The sequence below is a fragment of the Paraburkholderia sp. GAS333 genome (assembly GCF_050435665.1).
GTDB lineage: Bacteria > Pseudomonadota > Gammaproteobacteria > Burkholderiales > Burkholderiaceae > Paraburkholderia > Paraburkholderia fungorum_A.
Genome location: NZ_JBNDKS010000002.1, coordinates 401,138 through 424,807, shown reverse-complemented (window position 1 = coordinate 424,807; position 23,670 = coordinate 401,138). Strand labels below are relative to the sequence as shown.

At 63.8% G+C, this 23,670-nt stretch carries 25 protein-coding genes; 5 read left to right on the top strand and 20 right to left on the bottom strand.

From position 1 onward, the window contains the following. Nucleotides 1–380: 380 nt before the first annotated feature. Both ABH945_RS11055 and ABH945_RS11050 read left to right on the top strand, forming a co-directional pair. Complete coding sequence (locus tag ABH945_RS11055; RefSeq protein WP_406867773.1) at nucleotides 381–992, top strand: AAA family ATPase; 612 nt, start codon at nucleotides 381–383, stop codon at nucleotides 990–992. Nucleotides 993–1,014: 22 nt separating this feature from the next. Beyond that, nucleotides 1,015–1,362 carry a hypothetical protein gene (locus ABH945_RS11050; protein WP_234774529.1) on the top strand — a complete coding sequence of 116 codons (348 nt, stop codon included), beginning with the start codon at nucleotides 1,015–1,017 and terminating at the stop codon, nucleotides 1,360–1,362. 144 nt (nucleotides 1,363–1,506) lie between these two features. Here the strand turns inward: ABH945_RS11050 and ABH945_RS11045 are convergent, their stop codons facing one another. The 20 genes from ABH945_RS11045 to def form a co-directional block, all read right to left on the bottom strand. After that, nucleotides 1,507–2,097 (bottom strand): antirestriction protein ArdA, encoded by a 591-nt coding sequence (locus ABH945_RS11045; RefSeq protein WP_429250581.1) that lies wholly within the window; start codon nucleotides 2,095–2,097, stop codon nucleotides 1,507–1,509. Between the two features lie 435 nt (nucleotides 2,098–2,532). Continuing rightward, nucleotides 2,533–3,183, bottom strand: a complete 651-nt coding sequence (locus ABH945_RS11040) for a hypothetical protein (RefSeq protein WP_406867771.1) — start codon at nucleotides 3,181–3,183, stop codon at nucleotides 2,533–2,535. After that, nucleotides 3,173–3,637 (bottom strand): hypothetical protein, encoded by a 465-nt coding sequence (locus tag ABH945_RS11035; RefSeq protein ID WP_406867770.1) that lies wholly within the window; start codon nucleotides 3,635–3,637, stop codon nucleotides 3,173–3,175. Before ABH945_RS11035 ends, ABH945_RS11040 begins: the two co-directional genes overlap by 11 nt. Nucleotides 3,638–3,728: 91 nt before the next feature. Then, on the bottom strand, nucleotides 3,729–4,310 hold the full coding sequence (locus tag ABH945_RS11030; protein ID WP_406867769.1) for a hypothetical protein: 582 nt from the start codon (nucleotides 4,308–4,310) through the stop codon (nucleotides 3,729–3,731). Between the two features lie 12 nt (nucleotides 4,311–4,322). Further along, complete coding sequence (locus tag ABH945_RS11025; protein ID WP_406867768.1) at nucleotides 4,323–4,940, bottom strand: hypothetical protein; 618 nt, start codon at nucleotides 4,938–4,940, stop codon at nucleotides 4,323–4,325. A gap of 12 nt (nucleotides 4,941–4,952) precedes the next feature. Beyond that, a complete protein-coding gene (locus ABH945_RS11020; protein ID WP_406867767.1) occupies nucleotides 4,953–5,327 on the bottom strand; it encodes a hypothetical protein in 375 nt (124 codons plus the stop codon). A gap of 89 nt (nucleotides 5,328–5,416) precedes the next feature. Continuing rightward, nucleotides 5,417–5,758 (bottom strand): hypothetical protein, encoded by a 342-nt coding sequence (locus ABH945_RS11015; protein ID WP_406867766.1) that lies wholly within the window; start codon nucleotides 5,756–5,758, stop codon nucleotides 5,417–5,419. Between the two features lie 93 nt (nucleotides 5,759–5,851). Then, entirely contained in the window at nucleotides 5,852–6,262 is a 411-nt protein-coding gene (locus ABH945_RS11010; RefSeq protein WP_406867765.1) for a hypothetical protein, read from the bottom strand. Nucleotides 6,263–6,445: 183 nt separating this feature from the next. Next, nucleotides 6,446–8,233 (bottom strand): DUF5906 domain-containing protein, encoded by a 1,788-nt coding sequence (locus tag ABH945_RS11005; protein ID WP_406867764.1) that lies wholly within the window; start codon nucleotides 8,231–8,233, stop codon nucleotides 6,446–6,448. A gap of 131 nt (nucleotides 8,234–8,364) precedes the next feature. Continuing rightward, on the bottom strand, nucleotides 8,365–8,829 hold the full coding sequence (locus ABH945_RS11000) for a hypothetical protein (protein ID WP_406867763.1): 465 nt from the start codon (nucleotides 8,827–8,829) through the stop codon (nucleotides 8,365–8,367). Between the two features lie 1,003 nt (nucleotides 8,830–9,832). Beyond that, nucleotides 9,833–10,078 (bottom strand): hypothetical protein, encoded by a 246-nt coding sequence (locus tag ABH945_RS10995; RefSeq protein WP_406867762.1) that lies wholly within the window; start codon nucleotides 10,076–10,078, stop codon nucleotides 9,833–9,835. Between the two features lie 207 nt (nucleotides 10,079–10,285). Then, on the bottom strand, nucleotides 10,286–10,879 hold the full coding sequence (locus ABH945_RS10990; RefSeq protein ID WP_406867761.1) for an ankyrin repeat domain-containing protein: 594 nt from the start codon (nucleotides 10,877–10,879) through the stop codon (nucleotides 10,286–10,288). Nucleotides 10,880–10,992: 113 nt separating this feature from the next. Next, complete coding sequence (locus ABH945_RS10985) at nucleotides 10,993–11,190, bottom strand: hypothetical protein (protein WP_406867760.1); 198 nt, start codon at nucleotides 11,188–11,190, stop codon at nucleotides 10,993–10,995. Next, a complete protein-coding gene (locus ABH945_RS10980) occupies nucleotides 11,183–12,646 on the bottom strand; it encodes a hypothetical protein (protein WP_406867759.1) in 1,464 nt (487 codons plus the stop codon). The genes ABH945_RS10985 and ABH945_RS10980 overlap by 8 nt, the downstream gene beginning before the upstream one ends. Nucleotides 12,647–12,704: 58 nt before the next feature. Beyond that, nucleotides 12,705–13,361: a hypothetical protein gene (locus tag ABH945_RS10975; protein WP_406867758.1), complete on the bottom strand. Its 657-nt coding sequence runs from the start codon at nucleotides 13,359–13,361 to the stop codon at nucleotides 12,705–12,707. A 343-nt stretch (nucleotides 13,362–13,704) separates the two neighbouring features. Then, complete coding sequence (locus ABH945_RS10970) at nucleotides 13,705–15,285, bottom strand: integrase arm-type DNA-binding domain-containing protein (RefSeq protein ID WP_406867757.1); 1,581 nt, start codon at nucleotides 15,283–15,285, stop codon at nucleotides 13,705–13,707. A 176-nt stretch (nucleotides 15,286–15,461) separates the two neighbouring features. Next, nucleotides 15,462–16,319: a zinc metalloprotease HtpX gene (gene htpX / locus ABH945_RS10965; protein ID WP_429250580.1), complete on the bottom strand. Its 858-nt coding sequence runs from the start codon at nucleotides 16,317–16,319 to the stop codon at nucleotides 15,462–15,464. Between the two features lie 105 nt (nucleotides 16,320–16,424). Next, nucleotides 16,425–17,078: a LysE family translocator gene (locus ABH945_RS10960; RefSeq protein ID WP_429250579.1), complete on the bottom strand. Its 654-nt coding sequence runs from the start codon at nucleotides 17,076–17,078 to the stop codon at nucleotides 16,425–16,427. Nucleotides 17,079–17,191: 113 nt separating this feature from the next. After that, the gene (gene fmt, locus ABH945_RS10955) at nucleotides 17,192–18,181 is read right to left on the bottom strand and encodes a methionyl-tRNA formyltransferase (RefSeq protein WP_429250578.1); all 990 of its coding nucleotides are present in this window, start codon (nucleotides 18,179–18,181) and stop codon (nucleotides 17,192–17,194) included. Between the two features lie 31 nt (nucleotides 18,182–18,212). Beyond that, nucleotides 18,213–18,716: a peptide deformylase gene (gene def / locus ABH945_RS10950; protein ID WP_074762669.1), complete on the bottom strand. Its 504-nt coding sequence runs from the start codon at nucleotides 18,714–18,716 to the stop codon at nucleotides 18,213–18,215. A gap of 243 nt (nucleotides 18,717–18,959) precedes the next feature. Between def and dprA the strand changes: the two genes are divergently transcribed. The 3 genes from dprA (at nucleotide 18,960) to ABH945_RS10935 (ending at nucleotide 23,642) form a co-directional block, all read left to right on the top strand. Continuing rightward, on the top strand, nucleotides 18,960–20,237 hold the full coding sequence (dprA, locus tag ABH945_RS10945) for a DNA-processing protein DprA (protein ID WP_429250577.1): 1,278 nt from the start codon (nucleotides 18,960–18,962) through the stop codon (nucleotides 20,235–20,237). A gap of 71 nt (nucleotides 20,238–20,308) precedes the next feature. After that, nucleotides 20,309–20,686 (top strand): thioredoxin family protein, encoded by a 378-nt coding sequence (locus ABH945_RS10940; RefSeq protein ID WP_074762667.1) that lies wholly within the window; start codon nucleotides 20,309–20,311, stop codon nucleotides 20,684–20,686. A 265-nt stretch (nucleotides 20,687–20,951) separates the two neighbouring features. Further along, on the top strand, nucleotides 20,952–23,642 hold the full coding sequence (locus ABH945_RS10935) for a DNA topoisomerase III (protein ID WP_429250576.1): 2,691 nt from the start codon (nucleotides 20,952–20,954) through the stop codon (nucleotides 23,640–23,642). Nucleotides 23,643–23,670 lie beyond the last annotated feature (28 nt).

Here is a 23,670-nt window from a genome sequence, read left to right as displayed (position 1 = left end):
CAGGACAAGACGGCAAGAGGTCGACGAAAGCCGCACGCCCGCATCGCGGGATCGGGTGCCCGTCGAAGCAACGCGCGCCCTTGCTCGGGCTCGGACGGTATGGGCTATGCGTCGATCAACGGCAGGTTTGAGCGCACGACGGTGGACGGAAACGAGGCGACCAGGCAACGGCGTGGGAACGCGCAGCAGGGCCGGCCGTGGGACGGACGGCGGTGTTTGGTTTGTTTGATTTGTATCGTTTGTATTTCTCTAGGTACGGTACTCGAACCGTACCCGTTGACATGCGATGGGATGTACGAGAACGTGGTTTGTATCAAACAAACCAAACACATCAAACAAACGATACATCCCATCCACCGCAATCTAGAGGAGTACATACCATGCCGATGTTGACCGTTGATGTGTGGAGCCCCAAAGGGGGCTCGGGCAAGAGCACCATTTCGTTGAACCTCGCGGCGTTCTTCGCCGCGGAAGACACGAGCCGCCGCGTGCTGCTCGTGGACGCGGACGCTCAACAGAGCGCACGCACCTGGGAAGCCCGGGCGAAGCAATGCGGCCTCGCGCCCGCGTTCGACGTGGCCGCCTCGGACGCGCGGGCGGATCGCTACGATGTCGTGATCGTCGATCACGCACCCTACGCACCGGCCGTCGCGGCCGCAACGCTGAAATCGGGCGTGGTCGTGATGCCCGTGCTCCCGTCGTTTTTCGACGCGGCTTCGACCATCCGGGGCCAAAGTGAACTGCAAGCAAAGGACCGGCGCGTCCTGCTGCTTCCGAACCGTGTGGAAACCGCTTACACCTCGGATTTGAGTTTCCTGGCGGGCTTCGTCGGCCGCCCGTTCATCAAGAAGCGGAAAGCCGCCTATCAGGCGACGGTCGCGCGTGGCCTCACGATCTTCGGGGCGGACAAATCCGGTATTCGCGGTTTGAACGAGGCCCGCGCAGAAATCGAGCGTGTCGTATCGAGCCTGGTCGATCTGGCCGCCGCTTAACCCTCTCAACCTTCGGAGACTCATGATGGAAAACCGTAACTCCCTCTCCCGGCTCGCGAAGCCGGAGCAGAACCTGATGGCCGCCGCGGCCGATGTCGCGCTCAACGTTGCCTTCCAGTCGCCGGAGCGACCGTTCTTCAACCTGCGCACGAGCGACCGCGCAACGGGCGATGCCGTGGTGATGTGCAAGGCCTCGATCGGCGGGCGTGATGCCGCCGCAACGCAGGTTCGAATCCCGTATGCGTTGCGCGAAAAGATCGAGAAGTATGCCCGGGGGCGTGCCACCGTCGTGTTGGTTGCGCTGGCCGATGCCATGCTCGACCAGTTGCTTGCCGAAGAAAAAACGCTCCACGTCGAGAACGAGAAGTGATCGACGCCGGTGGCGGAACACGAAAAAGCCCCTGAAATAGGGGCTTTTCTGTTGGTGTGGTTTGTTTGGTGCATTTGATTTGTTTGGTTTGTTTGATACAAATCAGACACCAGTCGCACGGCTCGGCGCGCCCCGTTTGGCCGCTTACAGCGCGTCGGCATTGGTGACGGTGTAGGTCGTGCCGGCGAACTCGGTTTCGGTCATGGCGCCGGCCAGGCGTTGATCCCTTGCAAAAGCCTCGTAATCCACGTAATGCCGGACTGCTGCGGGGATGTTGTGCAGGTACAGTTCGTCGAACAACTCGGTGGCCGCCTCCACCAGCGAACCCGTGTAGAGGCTCACGTCGTCGATCTGGTCGAGCGCGTCGGCGAGTTTTGCGCCGCGGTCGCTCACCAGGTACGACAGGACCGCCTGTTCGCGTTCGTCAAGGTCCACCACGCTGTCGAACCAAACATCAAGGTTGGCCTGGTTGATGCCCAGCAACGTGAACAACTGGCCCTTTGCGTCGGTGCCGTCGATGAACTGCAGCTCGTACTCCTCCACCGGTGCGCCCCAGCGATCCGTGTTGGCCTCGGCCTTTGCGGTGTAGTCGTCCATGCTCGCGAAGTAAAAGCCGCGTGCGTCGAGATTGTAGGGTTGCGCGTGGTAGGTCGTTTCACCAACCTGCAGTTGGGGGAGCCCGCCGTTGAGGCCGTTGACGTTGCTGTTCGTGAGGTTCTGGCCGGTCGCGTTCATGGTGGTGCTCCTTGTTCGTTGAAGGTCTGCTGTCGGTATCGCCCGGCGCGTAACGAAGCCGTCCCGATACAAGGGCCAGGGGCACGCCAAAGCCGCAGCCTGCGTAGCAGGACCGGGTGCCGGCGGGCGCGCAGCGAACCCTTGCCCTGCCCGTGGCGGGATGGCTTATGCGTCGGCCGGTTGGCGATACCGGCGGCTTTTCAACGAACAAGGGGCGAACGCGGCCGGCCGTGGGAGAACCGCACGGCTCGTTTGGGGTGTTGACGTGACCGCTTCCCGTTGTTACGGTGGATTGTCGACGCGCGAGGTCGACGGTTGAGGTGCGATGGTCAAAGGCCGGCGGGTGTTCGCCGGCCTTTGTTCGTGGTGCCACAGGGGAAAGGAACGGGCGGCTTGCGCCGCCTTGGCCTGCGCTGGCGCCCGTTGCCTGCGGCGTCAGAGCCTGGCCCGGCGCGGTGCGCGTTCGGCGTTGGCGGGCTCGGCCATCGCCCCGTCGGCCGCGTGGCGTAGAACCGCGGCCTCGGCATTGAGGTAGCGCTCAATCAGCGCTTTGGACTCGCGCCGGACGGTGGTTTGATCAAGCGTCGCGTCCGGGTTTTCAAGCATCAGTCGGGCGCGCAGCGGGTCACCCGGTTCGCCCAAAGCGTCGCTCACCCAGGCGAGGAACACGTCGACCTTTTCCGGATCGCGAAGTTCGTGGGGCCGTGTGATGCGGCAAAGCCATGACGCTTCGAGTGGGCTGAACAGCGGCCCGACCTTCAGGCCCACGGCCCGTTCACCCAGGAACGCAACGTAGCGACGTTCGACGTGTGCGAGGCGGGCGAACTGTACCGACGCATCCTCGCCAACCGACTGAGCAAGTTCCCCGACGGCGGAGCGGACGAAATCCTCGGCAATGCTGAGGGCGATTGGCTCGTCGTCCATGAAGTCGAAGAACCAGTGAACGTTCCGCTCCCATTCCACGGCGCTCGACGTGTGATCACAGCGCCACGAGGCTGGCATCGCGGCCCATGCGATCTCGTTGGGCGTAAACGCGGCGCCCAGCGCCTTCACGTCGGCCAGGTCGAAAATGCGCTCATCGTGCATCGCGCTCTCCCACGATGCGAACGCCAGCGCCGTCGCCCGGCGGCACGTCGATCCGTGCCCGCTCCTGGCGCGTGCGCCCGTCGCGCACGGTAATCGTCTCGCCGACGACGGTGCCGCGCACGATCAGCACGTCGGCGAACACGTCGGTCCAGTCGCCGTCGGGGCGACTGAGCGTGTCGAACGGGACGTTTCCCTCGACCGTCGACAGCCAGAGCACCTCGGAGCCTTTGAGGCGCACGGCGTGGACGGTCACGCGGTCGGTGTTGCCGTTGGGTGCATACAGGCACGGCGGTTTCATCGCGAGGTCGCACACGTCGACATGCGTCCCAATCGGGACGCCGATGGGCAGGTGGTCGATCAAAGCCTGGCCGGACCGGTCAATGGTCAGACTGGGAGCCGCGTGGGCGGACAGGGGCAGCAGGATCGTGGTGAGGACAGCAAGGTGGCGAAGCATGGGCGGTTCTCCGGTCGATGGCGCCGGGCGGCGCCTGTACCGCCCTGTCCCGCACGTGAGGCGGGCACAAGGGGGCGCTGAACGGTTCGGGCTACGGCCGCGAGGACTCTGCGCGTGCTGCCTCGGCTTCGGCTTCCCGCTCCAGACGAATGCGCTGCAACATCCGCAAGGCCGCGTAATGCGGATCATCGTCGAGCCAGAAACCGATCTCGTCGGGACCGTTTCCCATCGCAAACAGATTGGCCCCGGCGTCGCGCAACTTTGCCAGCACGTGAGGCAGGCGCGCAGCCCGCGCGCCGTCATACTGGTTTTCGCGGTCAACGACCGGCGTGTTGATGAACGCGACGAACCATGCCGGATAATCAAACCGTCCGGTTTGCTCGTTCAGTTCGTCGGGCGTCAGACGTTCGAGCCAGGCGTCCAACATGTCGTCGTCATCCAGCATCGCCTCACAATCCATCAGGTCAGGCAGCGTGGCACGACCGGAGCGGTCGAGGTGGTCCAGTAAGGTGCGGAACACCGACAGCCTGCCAAGTTCGGCGGCATTCTCCAAAGCCCGCAAGGTGGGGCGTGATCCGGCATGCAACCAACCCAGTACAACCAGCAGGGGCGCGTTGATCACCGCAAGGACCAACTCGTTTTCGAGTCGCCAACGGTTGAGGTTCGGTTCCATCGGTGCCTCGGTTCAAAGGCGACGGCGACCGGTCGCCGTCGTCGGTTGATCGGCGGAACCGTCCGTCATCGCCTCATCAGCGACGGCGCGCAGCACCGCGCGTTCGTGGGGGATGCGCAGCAACGTACGCAGCGCGTCGTAGTGCGGGTCAGGTTCAGCGGTCCCGTTCAGCCCGATGTCGGGGTCGTGCTCCAGGGACTGCAGATTGGCCCCGGCGTCGCGCAACTTCGCGAGCACGCTGGGCAGGCGCGCGACGCGCGCCGGGTCCGCCCGGTCGTTGTCGTCAACGCTTGGCGTGTACATGAATGCCCGGAACCATGCCGGAGCCTGATGATCGACCGCACCCCGGTTCAGGTCGGCCGGCGTCACACGGGCCAACCACGCGTCCAGCATGTCGTCGTTGTCCAGCATGACGCTGCACGTTGTCAGGTCGGTCACCATCTCGTGGTCCGAAGCGTCCAACAAAGCGCAGAACGCGCCGGTACGACCCTCGGTCGCCGCACTCAACAAACCTCGGTGCGACGGCCGGGCACCTGCCTTCAGCCAGGCAAGAACGACCAACAACGGGTGTCGTTCTGCAGCGCTGTCGACGGCATGTTGCAGTTCGTCCGGGGATAAGTTCGGTTCCATTCTGTTCTCCGGTTACAACCGCCGCCGGCCACGCACCGCCGTCGTCGTGGGTTGTTCGGTGGCCTCGGCCGCGACTTCGCGCAACACCGTCCGCTCGCGTTCGATGCGCTCGGCGAGCAGGAACGCGCGCAACGCTTCGCCGGCCGGGCCACCACCGTCGTGGGTGAACGGCGATCCGTTCAGGTCGATGCCACCTCGATCGCGCAGCAGGCGAAGCATCGCGTGCTGATGGACCTCTGTAGATGTGGCGACCTGCCGGAAACGTGTCCACCAGAACGGCACGGCCACCGTGCCGGTGGGTCGTGCGATCCACGAATGCGACCGTTTCAAGGCTTCCGGCGCGGTCTCGTCGATCCACGCGCCGATGCTTTCGAGGGATGCGTTCATGGCGACCTCCATCACAAGGGAGCCGGCGGCCCCCTGTACCGCCCTGACCTGCCGTCAGGCAGGCACCGGGTCGGACGGTGGGCCGTGCGTCAGTTCGGCGTAGCCGGCGCTTTGCGGAAGCCCTCGTAAGCGGCCAGCCAGCGACGCGTGAACGAGACGAGGCCACTGGCCGTCACGTCCAGCCAGTGTTCCGTGGTGTTGTCGTAACCGGGCTGACGGCGCAACCAGGCGAGCGCGCGCAGTTTCAGAATGGTCATGTCGGGCGCGACGGTGGCCGTGCGAAACTGGATTTCTTCCTCGAGGAACCGGGCGTGCAGGGAGAGGCCGGCGGTCGACTGAACCGGTTGCGGTGCCGGGCTCGGGTCGGGCGTGGTGTGTTCGTCGCGGTCGCTGAACGAAAGGGCTTCTTGAGTTGCGAGTGCGAGGGTCATGGCGATGTGCTCCGGTGAACAGGCCGGGCTGGCCTGGTACCGCCCTGACCCGCACGTCAGGCGGGCACTGGGTGGACGTTGGCGCCGGAGCGGTCAGTCGATCGCCACACCGTGCGCTTCGGCGATGGTCCAAAACATCTCGTTGCGCGTTTGCAGTTCCGCCACGCCCTCGTTACCCCATCCCGCGATCACCGCCATGTGCATCAACTGCTCGGCCGTGACGTGGTGGTCGTCGGCCACGTTGCGACGTTCGGCCTCGCACGCCGCTTGGTACTCCGGCTGCTCCTCGGGCTCCGACGTGTCGAACGCGTCGAGCCGGTCGGCGTTCGCGGCGCGCCAGTCGTTGCACCACGCCTCGATGGCGTTCGTCCAGTCGTCGTGTGCGGCGATCACCGTGGCGAGGTACCCGGCGGGCAAGCCCGCAAGGGCCGTGAGTGCACCGTCCAGCGAGGCCCGCTCGTCGGGGTCGTTCATGCAGTAGGTGTTCAGATAGAAGTACGTCATGGTGCGGTTCTCCAAGGTCGTAAACGAAAAGAGCCCGTGGGGTCACGGGCTCGAACGATGGGCGCGGTGTGCGGCGCTGATGTAACCAATAAAACTCCAGCGCGCCAAAGTGTCAAGCATTTGAGCAACAAAAAGTTGGGCGACGGTGGGCGCTGCGGAACGCCACCGCCGCCCGCCCGGTCGTTAGCCCTTTGCCTTGGCGATCACGGCGGCCATCGCTGCGTCAAACGTTTCGAACTCGTGCTGCTGCTCCTCGGTGGCTTCCACGAACACCACCGGCGCGGACGGCTGGCGCGGTGCTGGCGCGGTCAGCGAACCACGGACCGGGTTGATACCGTCGACCCGGATGGGGGCGCACTGCACCCGCTTGCCCTCGACGCGCACGCGCTCGTCGGGGCCGATCGGCTGACCGTGCTTCTCCTGGAACAACTTGCTCACACGCATCCAGAACGCGGTTTCCGTCACCGGGTTCTTGTACCCGGCGGCGATCATGGCCGCGACATACGACTGGTACACGGCGCTCTTGCTGGTCATCGCGCCCTGCTCCGCCGGCACCATCTCGGCCTCGCTGAACCAAAAGTACACCGGGTCCGTCTGCACCTTGATGCTGTGCGCCAGGTCGCGCACGGCCAGCGGTGCCTCGGACGGCGTGAGCAGGCGGCCACGACGAACAACGCGCTGGGCACCGGCAAGCAGCCACGAGAACACATGGAACCGCTCGGCCGGGTTGTTCAGGATCAGGCTCTCGAAGTCGAGCACCACGTCCTTCGTGTCGAACCGGCCCGTGAACGGGATCGGGTACGCCCGGCGTTCGAAGCCTTCCGTGTGGTCGGAACCGCGCAACGGCCGGTTCAGGCTCACGACGATCGAGCAGACCGGCACGAACCGCTTGGGCTTGCCATACTTCTGGTCGACCAGTTGCGGATCGCGCGACGCCCACTCTTTCAACAGGTCCGGGTCGCACTCGGTGGCCTCGTTGATGGTCACGAGCGTGGCCCCGATCAGCGCCGACGGCTTGAAGTTGTGCTTGAAGTCGCTGAAGCGAAACGGCACGGCTTTGTGATGGAACGACGCGATCACGGCCTGGGCCGTCGATTTGCCGTTGCCGCCGGAACCGTAGAGGTAATAGATGCGCTGGAAGTTGCGATTGGTCACGAGCGTGGCGCCCATCGCTTCCTGGAAATACGCCTGCGTTTCCGGGTCGGGCAGCGCCTTGTCGAGAAAGCCCTGCCAAAGGCTGTCGGCCGGCAACGGTGCGGGTTCGAACGCACCGCCGGACTGCACCAGCGCCTTCGGCATCATGATCTGCACCGCCGACCGGGTCTTGAAGTCGGGGCTGGGCTTGTGCACGGTGATGTTGCCGGCGGCGTCCATCTGCAGCACGCTGTTGTCGGTCTGAATCATGACCGGTCCGATCTCTTCCGCAACAATCGGTGCTTCCTCGGCGTCCGGGTCTTTGTCCAGGAAGTTCACGAAGTCGCTGGTGGGCGGCGTGAGCGACCGGCCGTTTTGCGGCACCGCCATCGTGGAGCGCAGCGCGTTCACCATCCGCTCCGCCCTCTCGTTGCTGTAATGCTTCGGTTCGTTGTCACGCAACCAGTCCTTGGCCTGCTCGACCATCACCGCGTCGGGCACCATGGCCCAGTACACCTTGTTGTACCGGTAAAACACCTCGTCCTCCGGGCCGCCGACGCGCAACCCCGGGTTTTTCATCTGCTCGTCAGTGAACCGCATCTCCGGCGATGCGTCGCTGTCGTCGCGGACCTCGGCTTTGGCGCGTCCGGCACCCTTGCCGCGACCCTTGCGTTTCGCCTTGACGCCGACTTGCTCCGGGTCCGGGCTCGCCGCTTCTGCGCGGGCAGCGGCCTTGACGGCGTTGAAATCGAGCACCGTTTTGCCGGCGGTCGGGCGGTCCTGCGCCAGACGAGCGAGAATCGCGGGGCGCGTGCGAGCGGGCGTGGTGGTCGACATGTTCGGCTCTCCTGCCATCAAACGATATTGACGAGGCCGTTCAGTCTGGTTAACCTGGTGACTGAACGTGCGGTGCTTTAGCGGGTACGGCGTTCTTCACAAACGGCGCTTGCAGGCGCCGTTTTTCCTTTTCAGGCGGCAACACTGCCGCTCGACTCCGGCAAGCCAAGCGGGCAAATCGTCGGGTCTTTCACGTACGACGCGATGAAGAACCGCAGCACGTCGACGGCGCGGGTGTCGCGCGCTTCGGTCGCTGCGTTGAACTCGTCGAGCAGCCGCGAGGACAGGCGCAGGGCGAACGTCGCGTCCTTGCGGCTCTTGATCTTCCTGGGCTTCGTCGTGGTGGCGGTCATGGCAAATCCTCCGGCGGTAAACGAAAAAAAGCCCTCCGGGTTCTGAGTCCGGAAGGCTTCTCGGTCATGGCCGCGCGCGGCGGCCCAAGGTTGAACGTCGTGCGCGGCTGCGCTGGCTACATCTTCAATAAACCAGGTACGGCTGGACCCGTCAAGCATTTGTGCAACAAAAAAGCTCACGGCGCGGCCGGGAAAGGCCGTCGTGCGCTCGAGGTGTTCGGCGGTGGCGCGGGTGGTGGTCATGCAAAGGCCCAAACGGCAAGGAAACGACCCAAGGTGGGTCGGCTTTCCGCGTCCTGCGCCGGGCGGCAGGCTGCTCGCGGTACGTCCTTGCCCCCGGCGTCACATCGTGCCGGTGGCTCTGCATCATTGAAATCTTCCGCTCAAACCGCGACCCCGTCAACATCCGCGGACCCTGGGTTCGGCGCTTGCTCCACGGGCGTCAGCGGGTCGCCCGGACGCGCCAGCGGCCCAGGATTTTGACGTTGGTGCTGGCGGCGGTTTTCCGGTGGCGAGCGTCGAGCCTGTCCAGACCTGGCGGCAAAACCCCGCTGAACGTCTGGACAGCGCAAACCCATGCTGGGCAAGGCTCCGATCGGTCCTGTCCAGACCATGTTTCAACGTCTGGACAACGTCTGGACAGCGGAAACCCTTACCCCATAAGGCTTTAAGAGATTTGTCCATACCTTGAGGATGAATACGATGAAAAGACGTAGGAGATTGTTTGTGGTTGGTGTGGTGTCACGGTGCTGTCCGTACGCTCATGGCAGGGCGGTACGCACATTCGTACAGAAACTTTTTGCGTTTTCGGCCCCCAACGTCTGACCAGCCGCCAGACCCATGCTGGGCGTGGGTTTGCGCTGTCCATACGTGAAAAACCGCCCGGCAACGTATGGACAGTGTCGTGCGCTGGGCTGAGCGCCTTGCCCGGCAAGGGTTTCCGGCCGTTCGACGGCAAGCCGTCGTCGGTGCTTTTTGCAACGTATGGACAGGCTGCAAGCCTTGCCTGGCAAGGCTTTTGCCGGTGTTGTCCATACGTTGGGCCGGTTTCGGCCCGATCGGCCGTTTCTGATGGGTTTTTCGTGCTTTTGGGCGTCGTCCGTGCGCTGGCGCGAACGTCAAAATCCTGGGCCGCTGCGCGCCCGGGCAACCTGCTGACGCCCGTGGCCGGCGGCAGGTCCGGTGGCCGGCGTGGACGTAAAAAAAACCGGGCATCGCCCGGCTGTGGTGGTCCGTGGTGCAGCGATCAGGGCTCGATGCCCTCGGCCACGGTCAACGACGGCAACGCGGCCAGGCGTTGCGCCCTGTGCTGAAGATCGTTCACCGCGTTGCGGTTGCGCGTCGAGCATGGGATGGTCATGCACCGCCCGTTTTCCGCGACGATCTTGGCGTGCTTGCGCCGCCCTTTGTCGTGGTACGTCCATCCCTGCCGGACAAGTTTCGCCACCGCCTCGTTGATCTCTTTGTTTGAGCTAAAAATAACGCGTGCCATGCAAAACCTCCGTTCGTTGGGTTGAGAACGTTCGCCCCGGATTGGACGAACGGCCCCGACGAACGGGCGGTGTGCCGGGCTTGCCTCCCGGCGGGTCGCGTGGATGAGCGCCGTGGCGCTGGTGGTGCTTTTGTTGTCGTACTGACGGGTTACGCCGTCAAGCCGTAGCGCGGCCTTCGCGCTGGTGCTGCTACGTGGTGAAGGCGGTTACCCTCCCTTCAGTTCGTCGAGCATGGTCAACGCTTCGCTGCGGAACGGTTCTTGGATGCGCTGCACCACGTCTTCCAGCGTCTCACCGTCCCACATCCGGCACAGCGGTTCGTCCAAATCTGGCGGCGACGTGCCCATGCCGTCATCGCCGCCGTGGTTCTCGATGCGCCCGCGCGTGCGGTGCCATTCGTCGATGCTTTCCTCGAGCGCGTCCAGGTCCTGACTTTCCAGCGCATCGCCCATCGCCACGACGCAATCGTAGATTTCATCCCCCGACACGAAGTCGGCGAACTCATCGTTATCGTGCTCGAGCGCGATGCTCCGGGGAGTTTCACCGTGGTTGTCGGGCTCGCTGGGGTCAAGGCAGTAGAACAGCAGTGTCCGTGCGATCGAGGGGTTGCCGCCCGCCGCTGCGATGTGCAAGAGCGACTGTCCGTCGCTGTTGCGCCAGGTACGGATGTTCGGCACCTGGGGAGCGAGGGCGATAACAGCACGGTTGTCGCCCTCGGCGACGGCTTTGCGAAGCGCCGTCACAGGGCGGCGGCTCGACGGGTTTTTCGTTTCGTCGGCCTTGCGATTGCATTTGCTCATGTGCTTCTCCGTTGGTCCTGCGGTTGGGTTGAGTGCCCCGACCAACTCGGGCATTTCGACGGGCGTGCCTCCCATCGGGTCGCGGAGAAAGCGCCGTTGCGCTGGTGTTGCTGCTAGGCGGTGCGGGCCGCCTCGTTTGCCTCGGCCAGCGACCAGAGGCGGTGGTAGAACTCGGTGCCGGTCATGGCCTGCCTCTCATCAGCGCAAACTTCCAGGTACGTCCGGTACATCTGCGGGCCGTTCCAGTTGATGGCCTCGTGCGTCACCGGGCCGTCCCAAACTTCGATCAGCCAGCGTTCGAAATCAGTCATGGGTCAAGCCCTCGAAAAGCAGTTCGTCCGACGAGCCGGCCGGGTCGCGCAGCATCGCCTCGACCACCGCGCTCGGCGTCGGACGTTGCCGCGGTTGCGGTTCGTCCCAAGATGCGGGGTAGCCGTTTTGGTCGCGAAAATCGCGGTCGGTGTCGACAATCACTGGCCCGTACTCCTCGTCATCGGGCTGCAGCATGAACGCGGCCACCCGCGGCGCCAGACGCTTCATGTGGCTCGCGCGGAGGCCGTCGTGCCCGAGGTATTGCCTGCTGTTGCTCACCGCGTGCGTCAGTTGCGCCTCGGTCACGTCGTACTCTGCCACGAGGTCGGCCAGCAAACGCTGGGCGAACGCGGTGTACCCGGGTTGCTCCTCCGGCAGGCCGGCTTCGGCGTTCCGGGCGTACGTCCAGTCCAGGCACCAGCGGGCCGTCGAACTGCTGTACGCACGCTCGGCGGCGATCACGCGCTCGACCATCGCGGCGTCGGTGGGCAACGCGGCCAGCGCGGCGCGGGCGTGCACCACTTCGGCGTCGGACGGGTCACGGCCCTCGGCGATCAGGCGTTCGGCGGACAGCACTCGCACCTCGTCGAAGCCGACACGCCCCACGAGCCGGTCGATGTCGTCGGCGAAAGCGATCAGGTTGCGGTCCACGTCGTACGTCGTGGCGAGCGCGCTCATGGTCTCGTCGGTGAACGCACGGTACATCGCGTTGTCCGGCGGGAACGGGTACGTGCTGGCGTTTTCGCACCAGTCGTCGCGCCATGCCGCGCAGGCTTCGTCGAGCGCCTTGTGCGCGGCGAGCACACGATCGAACGTTGCGGCGTCGAGGCACACGAGAATGAACGCGTCGACGTATGCGTGGTTCATGGTGACGCACTTGCCATGGCGCTCGATCAGGTCGTCGTAGCGGCCTGCCCCCAGCACAATGGCCGCCGCTTTGACCATCGCCCCGTCGACGCCAAGACTCGCCGCCAGTTCGGCCGTGATCTCGGCCTCGGCCTCGGCCAGTTGTTCGTCGTCGAACTCGTTGTAGAAAATGCCCGCTTCCAGCGAACTGGTCAGCATCTTGACCGGGAGCGCGGCGAGCATGGCGATGGCTTTGCCGACCGGGTCGAGTTCGGCGCGGCGTTCGTCCAGCAACGCCTCGCCGTTTTCGTTGTTCATCAGGGTGATCGCGTGGTCCAGCACGTCGGACGTGATGCCGTATTCCCCGGCGATGTCCGCACGCGCCTGGTCGCAAAACGCCTCGTAATCCGGCGTGTTTTGCGCCTCGTCCCGGAGGTCGTCGCGCTGCTCGTCGTCCGGGTCGTCGGCGTTGTCCGCGATCCAGTCCTCGATCCATTCGTACTGCGCTTCGTTGTACGCCCGGTCCGCACGGATCGCGCGTTCGGCGGTGTCCTCGTCCAGCGCGGCGAGGGCGTTCAGGGCTTCGTTCGTTTCGTGGTCGATGCTCATGTGTAGTACTCCTGAATGGTGCGTTGGGTGGTATCAAACAAACATACAAACAAACGTATCAGTGCAAGGTGGCTCCGGCCGACGCGGCGTACGACGGGGCGTCAACGTGATCGTCGAACCCGATCTGATCGCCAAAGGCCACGACCTTGGCGTCGATCGTCTCGCCTTGAATGCTGTCGTCGGGCAAGCCCATGCTGTTCAGGATCGCGCTCAACATCGGGAACACGTCGAAATCGTCACGCGCTTTCATGGCAACCGCCACCCGCATGAACTGAAAGCCGGTGTACGCCGGGGTTTCGTCGGTCAAGGGCTGGCCGGCCGCTGCCCACAAGGCAGTGACGTGGTCGATGGCCTTCTGCGCGCGGTGCTCGGTACGAGCCAGCGTTGCCACCAAGTCGCGGCGGTTCTTGGCGCAGCGCTTGGAACGGTGCAGGTACAGGGCGCGGCGTTCGGCCTCGTCAAGGTCCGGCGTTGCGAGCGTCAGCAGGCCGTAGGCGACCGTGCCCTCGCGCGCCACGGGCAGGCTTTCGTCGAACTGCATGAGGGCTTGAACGAGTGCCATGCGCAAGGGATACGGCAGGGCGATCCAGAGGATGGCCTCGATCGGCAGGAAGTGGGAGATCAGCGGGTAGACGACGGGCAGCGGAAAACACTCGTCCAGCAGCCCCTTGCAGGCTTTTTCGTGGGCGGCGTCGTGGGCGTTACGGTATTGCATGGCAAGGCTCCGGTGCATTCTCGGCATCACATCCACTTGGACGTGATCGCACCACGGGCTACGTGGTGGCCCCACACGACGAACTGTGGAGCGAGATGCACCGGGCTTGCCTCCCGGCGAGTCGCATAGGTGCGCCTCACGGCGCGCTGGCGCTGCTCTGCCAGCCCCGCGGCGTCGCTGGCGGGCGTCGCGGTGAATGGACTGTACGCGCCCAGGTTAGGGCCGTACAAGCGGTTTTTTTAGGGTTTTGGACGCTCCTGGAACAACCGGCGACTTCCGGTCGTTCCCGGTCATTTCCGCCGGTTTGGATGGCCCAATCCCCTACACCCTGCAGGGGATTGGATCAGGGTTGCAGCGTGCCAACCATCGCCCGCAGTTGTTCGAGCAGGGCGGGATCGTCCGCCGCCCTCGCTTTGAGCGCGTCGAGCAGGGCCGTGGCGTCGTTCGCGGGCACCGGGGCCACGCCCGGCACGGGGATGCCGCAAAGCCCGAAAATCTTGCGCTCATGGGCCTCGGCCGCCGGGCGCAGGGCGTTGATCCGAGCGTCGATGTTGACGTACGACAGCGTTATTTCGGTGTCTTCTTCGGCGACGTGGTTGAGCGCTTGTTTGACTAGGCGCGTGTCGGCCCGGGTCGAGGCGTCGCCGCCGACGATGAGGCTGTACATTTCCCCGCCGTACGAGCGCCGCAGGTCGTGCAGGGACACGTAAGTGCCGGACTGCTCGCTGGCGAGGTCGAGCAGGGACTGGACGCCTTGAATGTGCCCGCTCTTGGCCGTCCGTCGTTCGGTCGGGAACACGTACTCGCTCACGGGGATCGGTACGCCGCGCTTGGCGCGTTCCACGTCCCGGCCGCGGGGTGCCGCGTTGGCCGCGATGCGCTCACGCAAGAGGGCTTCCAGGCCCGGGCACAATGGCGCGTAGTGCACGCGCTTGTTTTTGGCCCGGTCCTCGGTGACGCGTATCCACCGTTTTTCGAAGTTCACGTCCTCGACCCGCAGCGCCAACGCTTCCATCTTGCGGAACCCCAGGCACAACGTGGTAATGATCGCGTCGGCCATCACCGACCGGGTCCACGGGTGGCCGGTCTTGACGGCGGTTTCAGCGTCGCGCTGTGCGGCGATGAACCGCAACCAGGCCACGCCTGACTGCTCGCCGGTCGCAAGGTACCGCTGGGACCGCTTGGGCTTCGGCAGGGCCGTGTCCTGACTCTTCAAAAACTCGTCGAACACGTGCACGTCCGGCGCTTCGCTCGACAGCAGGCGGCCGAACGCCGCGCGGCTGTACCGCCAGACCTTGATCGCCGTTGAATCGCCGTGCTTCCTGCGTACCGCCCCGATCAGGTCCGTGAGGTCGTCCACCGTCACGTCGGCGACCGGCTTGGTCCAGATCGCTTGTTTCTTCACGACGTTGATGGTGTTCTTGCGATCGCGGGCGGTGTTTTTGGTGTCGGCCTTGCCCTCCGCCGCCTTCTCGGCCGATCGGCGTTCGGCGTCGCGTTCGAGCATGAGCCCGAACGTCAACCGGCGTTCCCTGTCGCGTTCGATGGTTTTCTGCGTGTTCGCCTCGACCTCGTGGTTCGGGTCGATGCCCTGGCGCATCTTCGCCAGCGCGGCCAGCGCGGCCTTGCGAGCCTGCCCCAGGCTGGTTGTGCGGTAGTCACCGCAGACGAAGCGGCAAACCCGTCCGGCCAGTTTGCGCTCGCAGTACCACGTCTGAATCCCGGTGCGGTACCGGCGCAGGGCAAAGCCTGGCGTTGACGCATCGCGGATGAAGTAGTCCCGCGCGTCGTCGGGCACGGGCTCAGTGAGGAGGGCGCCGTTCGCGTCGAGGCCCACCGGCTTCTGCTCGAACGGCAGGCGGCGCATGGCGTCGATGGTCTTTTCGGTGAACGGGACTTTGCCGGCGGCGGTGGGCGATGGCATGGTGCGGGCGTGAGGGTGGGTCAGCCCATAGAATACAGGGATACGCAATCATCATGTTGCTGCGTATCCGCCGCGTATCCCTCCTTACCCGGTCAAAACCGGTTATTTCCACCCAAACCGGTCAGCGCGAGGGTCAGCGGCAACGGCCGGACGGGGTGCCGCCGCACGCTGTCAAATCACTCGAAACGACCTGTACGTGCCATTTCCATCAGACGCGCGACGCGCTCCTCGGTCGCCGGGTGGGTCGAGAACAGACTGGCGATGCCGCCGCCCGCGAGCGGATTCATGATCATCATCTGCGCGGTGGCCGGATGCTGCTCGGCCACAGGGAAAGGAATACCGCTCGCGTAACGATGGATCTTGTCGAGCGCCGAAGCAAGCGCTTGCGGGTCGCCGGAAATCTGCGCGCCGCCACGGTCAGCTTCGAACTCACGTGCACGCGAAATCGCCATCTGGATCAACGCACCGGCGATCGGCGCCAGCAACGCGACAGCGATACTGGCAATCGGATTCGACGGACGGCCGTTTTCATCACGGCTACCGAAGAACATCGCAAAATTCGCCAGCGCGGAAATCGCACCGGCCATGGTCGCCGAAACAGTAGAGATCAGGATGTCGCGATGCTTCACGTGCGCCAGTTCGTGGGCCATCACGCCGCGCATTTCGCGCTCGGACAGCACGCGCAAAATGCCGGTGGTAGCGGCAACCGCCGCGTGCTCCGGATTGCGCCCTGTGGCAAACGCGTTCGGCGCGTCTTCGTTGATCAGATAGACGCGCGGCATCGGCAAATTAGCGCGCGTGGCCAGCTCGCGCACCATGCGATAAAACTGCGGTGCGCTGTTTTCGTCGACTTCCTGCGCGTTGTACATGCGCAAAACCATCTTGTCCGAAAACCAGTATGAGAAGAAATTCATCCCGAGGGCGATCACGAGCGCGATCATCATGCCGCGCGACCCGCCGATCATCCCGCCAATCACGATGAAAAGGGCCGTGATCGCGGCCATCAACATCGCGGTTTTGACCCAATTAAACATGTTTGCTACTCCTTACCCTAAGTGCGGGCTTCATCTCTGCGCCGCGTGATCGCGTCGCCCGATTGTAAGCGAACTGTTAGATATGGGCGGGTAGAGAAAATTCAATCATCTTGATGCAGTGGCGAGCTTGATACCCAGTCCGACGAACGCACTGCCGACACCGCGATCCAGCCACTTCTTCATCGACGGCTTGCCGGAGAAGCGCTGCGTCACACTGCCTGCGATCCACGCGACAAAGCTGTTCCAGATCATGCTCATCAATACGAACACCGCGCCGAGAGTGAGGAACGCGAAGGTTTTATGATCGCTGCCGGTCGTGACGAATTGCGGAAAGAACGACACAAAGAAGAGCACGACCTTCGGGTTCAGCACATTGGTCCAGAAGCCTTGCAGGAAAAGCTGCCTGAGCGACTTGGGTGCACCGGCTGCGCGCACTTCGCCCGCTGTCGCCGTGTTTGCGTCGTCTGCCGACGGTTTGGCGAAAATCAGCCGCACGCCGAGATACATCAGATAAATTGCGCCGACGAATTTGATGACGGTGAACGCCGTGGTCGATGCAGCCAGCAGCGCGGTCAGACCGAATGCGCAGGCCAACGAGTGCACGCAGCAACCCGCTGAGATGCCGAGTGCCGACATCATGCCCGCACCGCGCCCCTGAGCGACGCTGCGTCCGACGATATAGGCCGTGTCGGGGCCGGGCGTCACGTTCAGAAGAAATACCGCGACGATGAAAAACTCGAAATGGGTAATGCCGAACATTGGAATCCTCGAAACATAAGCTGTTGCATGAAGGATTCTAACGCGCGGCAGGCCATGCGGCGGGCGCAGTGAACATCGTCCGGACGGACGATGTTCGTAACAGGGCAAAGCTGTTAATTTGCTTCGGGAAGTTGAAAGCGCTGTCCGGCAGCCAACGTGGAACCAGCAAGGAATTCACGCACCGGCAGGCGCTTGCCGCCGGGTTTCTGCAATTGCGTGAGACGCAAGGCGCCTTCACCGCAGTTCACTGCAACACCTTCCGCGCTGACCTCGGCGATCGTTCCAGGCGCGCCGCCGTTGCCCGCAGCCTTGATCGGCGTAGCGGCCCAGATCTTGATCGAGCTGCCATCTTCGAGCGTGCCCACGCCGCCGGGGAACGGATCGAACGCGCGAACCTGGCGCCCTAGGACCTCGGCCGGCTTGCGCCAGTCGAGTGCGGCCTCGTGCTTGCCGATTTTTTCCGCGTACGTCACGCCGTCCGCAGGCTGCGGGGTCGACGCCAGCTTGCCGCTGCGCTCGAGTTCGAGCAGCGCGTCGACAATCAGCTTCGCGCCGTCTTGCGCGAGACGGTCGTGAAGGGTCGCGGTGGTGTCGTCGGCGGAAATGGGGGTGCGGATTTCGGAGATCATTGCGCCGGTGTCGAGGCCGACATCCATCTGCATCAGCGTGATGCCGGTTTCGGCGTCGCCCGCTTCGATCGCACGATGAATCGGCGCGGCGCCGCGCCAGCGAGGCAACAACGAAGCGTGAATGTTGATGCAACCGAGCGGCGGAATGTCGAGCACTTCCTGCGGCAGGATCAGGCCGTAGGCAGCCACCACCATCACGTCGTGCGGCGTGGCGCGCAGCTGGTCGATAGCCGCTGCGGCTTCCTCGGGATATTTACCGGCGCGGCGCAGCGAAGTCGGCTGCGCAACGGCTAGACCGTGCTCCTGCGCATAACGCTTGACCGGGCTTGCCTGCAATTTCATGCCGCGTCCGGCGGGCCGGTCGGGCTGGGTCAGCACGAGCGGCACCGGAAAACCGGCACTGTGAATCGCGGCCAGCGCGGCCGCGGCGAACTCCGGCGTACCGGCAAAAATGACGCGCAACGAATGGCTCATGAATGGGAACAGTAGACGAGGTGGCCGCGCATTACATCGCGTGGGCGAGCTTCTTCATCTTGCTGCGGATGCGCGTTTGTTTCAGCGACGACAGGTATTCGACGAACACGCGGCCCATCAGGTGATCCATTTCGTGCTGAATGCACACGGCGAGCAGCCCCTCGCAGTCCAGCTCGAAGGTTTCGCCCTTCTCGTTCAACGCGCGCACGCGCACTTTCTCGGCGCGCTCGACGTTGTCGTAAATGCCCGGCACCGACAGGCAGCCCTCTTCGTTCAGCTTCTTCTCGTCGCTCGACCAGATGATTTCCGGGTTGATGAACGCGAGCAACTCTTTGTGCGTGTCCGACACGTCGATCACGATCACGCGCTCATGCACGTCGACCTGGGTCGCGGCGAGGCCGACGCCGGGCGCGGCATACATGGTTTCGGCCATGTCCGCGACGAGACGGCGGATGCGGTCGTTGACCTTCTCGACCGGCTTCGCGATCTTGTGAAGCCGTTTGTCCGGGTAATTGAGGATATTCAGTAAAGCCATGATCTTGAGTGTATTTTTGGGCGCCGCTGACCGGGAGAAGGCTCGCGTTGGCCGTTCGGCCAGGTTGTGAGCCCGTCGCAATACGCCGAGGATAGATGCTGTCGAACCGGTTCGATTCAACGCGCCACTTGCGCTAAACGACGAGCCCGCGCGGGTGGGCGCGGCGCCGCAGTTATTTCGGATGATGAAAATTTTAGCATGGCGCCCGCCTGCCCGCAGGCCCTGCAAGAGGAGCGACCCGCAATGCACACCCTCCCCGCAACCTCTGTCGAACTTGCCGCCTGGCTGCGGCTGTCGCTTGCACCGGGGCTTAAGCCCGCCGCACTGCGTCTGCTGCTCAGCGCCCTAGGTCTGCCTGAAGCGATTTTTAACCAGACTCAGGCGACGCTGGCGGCAATCGCCGGCGAAGCTGCGGCACGCGCCGTACTGGCTCCCACAACCCCCGAATTCGACGCTCAGCTCGACGCGGTGATCGCATGGAAGGAGCAACCCGGCAATCAGGTCGTGACGCTGGATGATCCCGCGTACCCGCCCGCGTTGCTGACCATGCCCGATCCGCCCCCGCTGCTATATATAAAGGGCCGGCTCGATCTGTTGCACAACCGGGCGGTCGCGCTGGTGGGCAGTCGCAGCGCGACGCCACAAGGCGTCGAAGATGCAGAGCGGTTTGCGCGCGAGTTGTCCGCGGCGGGCGTCACCGTCGTGTCAGGGCTGGCGCTCGGCATTGACGGCGCGGCGCATCGGGGCGGTCTTGAAGGCATCGGCGGCACGGTCGCGGTGATCGGCACCGGCGCGGATCTCGTGTACCCGGCCGCGCATCACGCTCTGGCGCGGCAAATTGCTGTGCAGGGCGCGATCCTGTCGGAATGGCCGCTTGGCACTCCGGCGCGCGCCGCCAATTTCCCGCAGCGTAACCGGCTGATCGCAGGGCTCGTCAGCGGTGTCGTGATGGTCGAGGCCGCGATGCGCTCCGGCTCGCTGATCACCGCCAGGCTTGCCAATGAAATGGGGCGCGATATTTTCGCGTTGCCCGGATCGATTCACGCGCCGCTGTCGCGCGGCTGTCACCGCATCATCAAGCAGGGGGCGAGGTTGGTGGAAACGCCCGACGAGGTGCTCGAAGAACTTGGCTTTGCACGTCGGCCGACTGTCAACGCAGCGCGAACTTCGCAGAAAACGCTGCCTTGGGATACCCCTGAATCGCAGCGTCCGGTTGCTGCATCCGCGTCGGCAGGCATTCAGGGTGAGCATGCGGGCTCGCACGTGTGCGCCGCGGCGCAGGAGGAAGAATCCGGGCCTCAAGCGCCCGCCCATACCCTCAATTCCGAGGCCCACCGCCTCCTCATCGCGCTCGGCCACTCCCCCGCCACGCTTGAAATTCTGGCCGCCCGCACCGAGATGGAGGACTCGACCTTGCAAACCACCCTGCTTCAACTCGAACTGGCCGGCCAGGTGGCCGTGCTGCCCGGCGGCCGCTTCGTCCGCACGAGCCCGAAACAGGCTCGCGCTGATAAGGGTTGACCGCCGTTCCGGATCGGCCGTGCTACATTCGCGCCAAAGCACCTGAACAAAGTATCCAAGGAAAACGTCCCATGCCCGCGCTGAACCTCGACACCGATCAAGACCGGATTGCCGAGCGCGTCAACGAACCCGACACACTGTTCGTTGCCTGCCTGTGCGCGGAATGGTGCGGAACCTGCCGTGAATACCGGGACGCGTTTGACAAGCTGGCCGACCGGCATCCGGATATCTGTTTCGCATGGATCGACATTGAAAACCATGCAGACCGCTTCGACGATCTGGATGTGGAGAACTTCCCTACCATCCTGATAGAAGACTCGGTCACGACACGTTTTTTCGGTACGGTTTTGCCACAGGCGTCGATTGTTGAACGGATGTTGTCGGACCTGACGGCCGTGCCCGGCGTCAGCGGCGCGCCCAAGCTGCGGCCCGCGCTCACGGTTGCCTAGAGCAACCATCAGCGGACGTCCGCGCTTGACGGCAAAGGGTGCCGGAAGCGTTACGCAAGACAGCGCGCGGCACGTCTGACGCTGCTTGCCCAATGACAGAGCGCGCAATTATGATGGCGCGCATTTTATGGCACTTGACACGCCGCCTTCGCGCCGTGTGCTATAAAGCGGTCGTTAATGGGTCGCAAAGGTCGCAAACGAGGGTCGCGCTAGCAAAAGCGCACTCAAGGCCATCAACCCGGATCTACCAACCTCACATCGAGTCATGTCCAAAGCACTGATCATCGCCGAAAAGCCTTCCGTCGCGAACGACATCGCGCGCGCTTTGGGCGGCTTTACCAAGCATGACGAATACTACGAAAGCGACGACTACGTCCTTTCCTCGGCAGTCGGCCACTTGCTGGAAATTGCCGCGCCCGAAGACTACGAAGTCAAGCGCGGCAAGTGGAGCTTCGCTAACCTGCCCGTCATCCCGCCACATTTCGATCTGAATCCGATCGCCAAGAGTGAGTCGCGCCTGAAGGTGCTGACGAAGCTGCTCAAGCGTAAAGACGTCGATCGTCTGATCAACGCATGCGACGCGGGGCGCGAAGGCGAGCTGATTTTCCGCCTGATCGCGCAGCACGCAAAAGCCAAACAGCCGGTGCAGCGTCTGTGGCTGCAATCGATGACGGCCGGCGCGATCCGTGACGGCTTTGCACGTCTGCGTAGCGACGAAGAAATGCAACCGCTCGCGGATGCCGCGCGCTGCCGCTCCGAAGCGGACTGGCTGGTCGGCATCAACGGCACGCGGGCAATGACCGCGTTCAACAGCAAGGGCGGCGGCTTCTTCCTGACCACGGTCGGGCGAGTGCAGACGCCGACGCTGTCGATCGTCGTCGAACGCGAAGAAAAGATTCGCCGCTTCGTGCCGCGCGATTACTGGGAAGTGAAGGCGGAGTTCGTCTGCGCGCACGGTTTCTACGAAGGCCGCTGGTTCGACCCGAAATTCAAGCGCGACGAGTTCGATCCGGAAAAGCGCGATTCGCGTTTGTGGGCGCTCCCTGCCGCCGAGACGATCGTCGCTGCCTGCCGCGGCCAGATCGGCACGGTGACGGAAGAATCGAAACCGTCCACGCAACTGTCGCCGGCACTGTTCGATTTGACCAGCCTGCAGCGCGAGGCTAACGGCCGCTTCGGCTTCTCGGCGAAGAACACGCTCGGTCTTGCCCAGGCGCTGTACGAAAAGCACAAGGTGTTGACCTATCCCCGGACCGACGCTCGCGCGCTGCCGGAAGACTATATGGATACGGTCAAGGACACGCTCGGCATGCTCAAGGAGAGCAACAACTACCTGCCGTTTGCGAAGCAGGTGCTCGACAAGGGCTGGGTGAAGCCGAACAAGCGCATCTTCGATAACTCGAAGATCAGCGATCACTTCGCAATTATTCCGACGGCGCAGGCGCCGAAGAATTTGTCCGAGCCCGAGCAGAAGCTTTACGACCTGGTCGTGAAGCGCTTCCTGTCGGTGTTCTTCCCGGCCGCCGAATATCGCGTGACCACGCGGATCACCGAAGTGGTCGGTCATCATTTCAAGACCGAAGGCAAGGTGCTGGTCGAACCGGGCTGGTTGCAGGTCTATGGCCGCGAAATCAGCGGTGAAGACGCGAACCTCGTACCGGTGCAGAAGGACGAGAAGGTCAAGACCGACAAGATCGCCGCCCAGCAACTGGTGACGAAGCCGCCCGCACGCTACAACGAAGCGACGTTGCTGTCGGCGATGGAAGGCGCGGGCAAGCTCGTCGAAGATGACGAATTGCGCGAAGCAATGGCCGCCAAGGGTCTCGGCACGCCGGCTACACGCGCCGCCATCATTGAAGGTCTGCTGGGTGAGAAGTATCTGATCCGCGAAGGCCGCGATCTGATTCCGACCGCGAAGGCATTCCAGCTGATGACGCTATTGCGCGGCCTCGGCGTGAAGGAACTGACCGCACCGGAATTGACCGGCGAGTGGGAATACAAGCTCTCGCAAATGGAGCGTGGCAACCTGCCGCGCGACGCGTTCATGCAGGAAATCGCCCGCATGACGCAGACCATCGTCAAGCGCGCGAAGGAATACGATTCGGACACGATCCCGGGTGATTACGCGACGTTGCAGACACCTTGTCCGAATTGCGGCGGTCAGGTGAAAGAGAACTACCGGCGTTTCGCGTGCTCGAAATGCGAGTTCTCGATCTCGAAGATTCCGGGCGGCCGTCAGTTCGAAATCCCGGAAGTCGAAGAGCTGTTGCAGAACAAGACGATCGGACCGCTGTCGGGTTTCCGCAGCAAGATGGGCCGTCCGTTCTCTGCAATCCTGAAGCTGTCGCTCGACGACGAAATCAAGAACTACAAGCTCGAATTCGACTTCGGTCAGGATGCGGGCGGCGAAGACGGCGAACCGCCTGATTTCTCCGACCAGCAGCCGGTCGGCGCGTGTCCGAAGTGCAAGGGCCGCGTGTTCGAGCACGGCATGAGCTACGTCTGCGAGAACTCGGTTGCCAACCCGAAGACTTGCGATTTCCGCTCGGGCAAGGTGATCTTGCAGCAGGAAATTGCCCGCGAGCAGATGGCGAAGTTGCTCGAAGAAGGCCGCACGGATTTGCTGACCAACTTCAAGTCGTCGCGCACGGGCCGTAACTTCAAGGCTTTCCTCGTCCGGCAGCCCGACGGCAAGGTCGGCTTCGAGTTCGAGAAGAAGGAACCGTCGGCGAAGACTGCCGCCAAGACTGCGGCGGCCAAGTCGGCTGCCAAGTCCGCACCGGAAGCAGAGTCGGACTCCGACGACGAAGGCACAGCAGTAGCCGTGAAGACAGCGCCGGCAAAGAAGGTGGCGGCGAAGAAAACGGCAGCGGCCAAGAAGGCGCCTGCGACCAAAACCGCTGCCGCCAAGAAAGCACCTGCGAAGAAAGCGGTAGCGCGTAAAACAGGCTCCTGATCGGGAGCCGGTGACGGCTGGAACGCAG